This window comes from Cellulomonas sp. ACRRI (assembly GCF_022346185.1).
In the GTDB taxonomy this organism is placed as follows: Bacteria; Actinomycetota; Actinomycetes; order Actinomycetales; family Cellulomonadaceae; genus Cellulomonas.
The window spans coordinates 1-2,727 of sequence record NZ_JAKRMS010000229.1 but is presented as its reverse complement, the minus strand read 5'-3'; the positions used below and the strand labels follow the sequence as shown (position 1 = coordinate 2,727).

At 77.2% G+C, this 2,727-nt stretch carries 2 protein-coding genes; both read left to right on the top strand.

The window, feature by feature from the left end; translation table 11 throughout:
• Positions 1-30: 30 nt before the first annotated feature.
• Positions 31-1,764 (top strand): ABC transporter ATP-binding protein, encoded by a 1,734-nt coding sequence (locus tag MHY85_RS20770; protein ID WP_239200319.1) that lies wholly within the window; start codon positions 31-33, stop codon positions 1,762-1,764.
• The gene (locus MHY85_RS20765; RefSeq protein WP_239200316.1) at positions 1,761-2,645 is read left to right on the top strand and encodes an ABC transporter permease; all 885 of its coding nucleotides are present in this window, start codon (positions 1,761-1,763) and stop codon (positions 2,643-2,645) included. Before MHY85_RS20770 ends, MHY85_RS20765 begins: the two co-directional genes overlap by 4 nt.
• The last annotated feature ends 82 nt before the right edge of the window (positions 2,646-2,727 follow it).

Genomic DNA, 2,727 nt, shown 5'->3' with positions numbered 1-2,727 from the left:
CCACGTCCCCCCCCTCCCAAGGAGACCGCCATGCCCGCTGCCGAGAGCCCCGTGCTCCGCGTCGACGGCCTCGACGTCCGGCTGACCCGCGACGGCGAGACCGTGCACGCCGTCCGCGGCGTCGACCTGACCGTCGAGCGCGGCGAGGTCGTCGGCCTGGTCGGCGGGTCCGGCTCGGGCAAGAGCATCCTCGGCCTGTCGGTCATGGGCCTGCTGCCCGCCTCCGCCCGGCCCGTGGTCTCCGGGGCGGTCGACCTGGCCGGCACCGACATGATCGGCGCCCCCGACGGGGCCCGGCGCGCCGCCCGCCGGCAGCACGTCGGCGCGGTGTTCCAGGACCCGATGACCTCGCTCGACCCGACCATGACGATCGGGCGGCAGCTCGGCGAGGTCACCCGCGACCGGGCCCACGCGCTGTCCCTGCTGGAGGACGTCGGCATCGCGCGCGCCGCCGACCGGCTCAAGGCCTACCCGCACCAGCTGTCGGGCGGCCTGCGCCAGCGCGTGATGATCGCGCTCGCCGTCGCCCGCCGCCCGTCCCTCATCCTCGCCGACGAGCCGACCACCGCCCTCGACGTCACGGTGCAGGCGCAGATCCTCGACCTGCTGCTGACGCTGCGCGAGGACATCGGCTGCTCGATCGTGTTCGTCACCCACGACCTCGGCGTCGCGGCGCAGGTGTGCGACCGGATCGCCGTGATGCAGCACGGGCGGATCGTCGAGACCGCCGGCGTCGACGAGGTGTTCGGCAACCCGGCGCACGCGTACACGAAGAACCTGCTGCGGTCGCGGATCGACCTGCGGACCCCGCGGGACCGGCCGCTGGCGGCGATGCCGGTGTCCGCCGCGGGCGCGGCGGCGCCCGCGGCGCCGGGGCCGGCGGACGACGACGTCGCCGTCGGCGCCGACGGCGTCCTCGACCTGGCGCCCGGCGCACCCACCCCGGAGCTCCCCGCCGTGTGGCCCCCGGTGGTCCTGCGGGACGGCACGGCGGTCACCGTCCGCGACGCGCACCGGGTGTTCCGCAGCGGCCCGCCGTGGCGGCGCCGCGAGCTGCCCGCGCTGCGCGGCGTCGACCTCGAGGTCCGCGCCGGCGAGGCCGTCGCCCTGGTCGGCGAGTCCGGCTGCGGCAAGTCGACGCTGCTGCGCGTCGTCGCCGGGCTGGAGACCACCACCGCCGGCGAGGTGACCGTCGCCGCGGGCGCCGCCCCGCAGATGGTGTTCCAGGACGCCGGCGCCTCGCTCACCCCGTGGCTGCGGGTGGGCACGATGCTCGACGAGCGGCTCCAGGCGCACGTCACGGGGATGTCCCGGGCGGAGCGCACGGACCGCGTGCTCGACGCCCTGCGCACGGTCGGCCTGCCGCCGGAGACGGCGCGGGCCCGCGGCGACCAGCTCTCCGGCGGTCAGCGGCAGCGCGTCGCGCTCGCCCGCGCGGTGATCGTGCCGCCGACCGTCCTGCTGTGCGACGAGCCGACCAGTGCGCTCGACGTGTCGCTCGCGGCCACCGTGCTCAACCTGATCGGCCGGCTGCGCCGCGAGCTCGGGATGTCCGTGCTGTTCGTGACGCACGACCTCGCGGCCGCGCGGATCGTCGCCGACCGGGTCGCCGTGATGCGCGAGGGCCGGATCGTCGAGATCGGCCCGACCGACGACGTCTGCGAGCGCCCGCAGCACGAGTACACCCGCACGCTGCTCGGCGCGATCCCCGGCCCGCAGCACCGTCGCGACCGCGTCGCCACCACCACGGGAGCCGCTCGATGACCACCGCCGACCTCGCCGTCTCCCCCGGCGGCGCCACCACCCGCGCGGCCCGCCGCTGGGCCCGCGTCACCGCCGTCCGGCACCGCGCCCTCGGCGTCGACCTGGTCGCCATTGGCGCGCTCGCGCTGATCGTGGTCGTCGCGCTCGCCGCCCCGGTGCTCGCGCCGCACTCCCCGGTCCTGCGCAGCGGCGACGCGTTCCTGCCGCCGCTGAGCCCCGAGCACCTGCTCGGCACCGACGCGCTGGGCTACGACATCCTGTCCCGGCTGCTGTTCGGCATGCGGTCCAGCCTGGTCGCCGCGGCGGTCGTGATCGCGTCCGGCGTGCTGGTCGGCGGGCTGGTCGGCCTGCTGGCGGGCGCGCTGCCCGGCTGGGTCGACGCGCTGCTCATGCGCACGACCGACCTGTTCCTCGCGCTGCCCGGCCTGGTCATCGCGATGGCGGTCGCCGCGGCGCTCGGCGCGTCGTTCACCTCGGCGCTGGTCGGCGTCGCCGTCGTCTGGTGGCCGCTGTACGCGCGGCTGGTCCGCGGCGAGGTCCGCGCGTGGGCCGCCCGCCCGCACCTGGAGGCCGCGCGGCTCGCGGGGACCCCGTGGGGCACCCGGGTCACGCGGCACCTGCTGCCGGGGGTGCGCTCGACGATCGTCGTCGCCGCGAGCCTCGACGTCGGCGGCCTGGTGGTCGCGCTGTCGGGCCTGTCGTTCATCGGCCTGTCGTCGCCCGCACCCGCGCCGGAGCTCGGCGCGATGGCCGCGCAGGGCATGGCGTACCTGCTGCAGGCGTGGTGGGTGCCGATCTTCCCGGGCCTCGCGGTCCTGGTGATCGCGCTGGCGGCGAACCTCGCCGGCGACGGCGTCCGCGACCTGATGCGGGGGCGCTGATGCTCAGTCCCGCCCGCGCCGCGAGCTCGAGGCTGGCCGGCAGCACCTGCGCCAGGTTGTCGGCGACGGGGGTGCGGCTGCG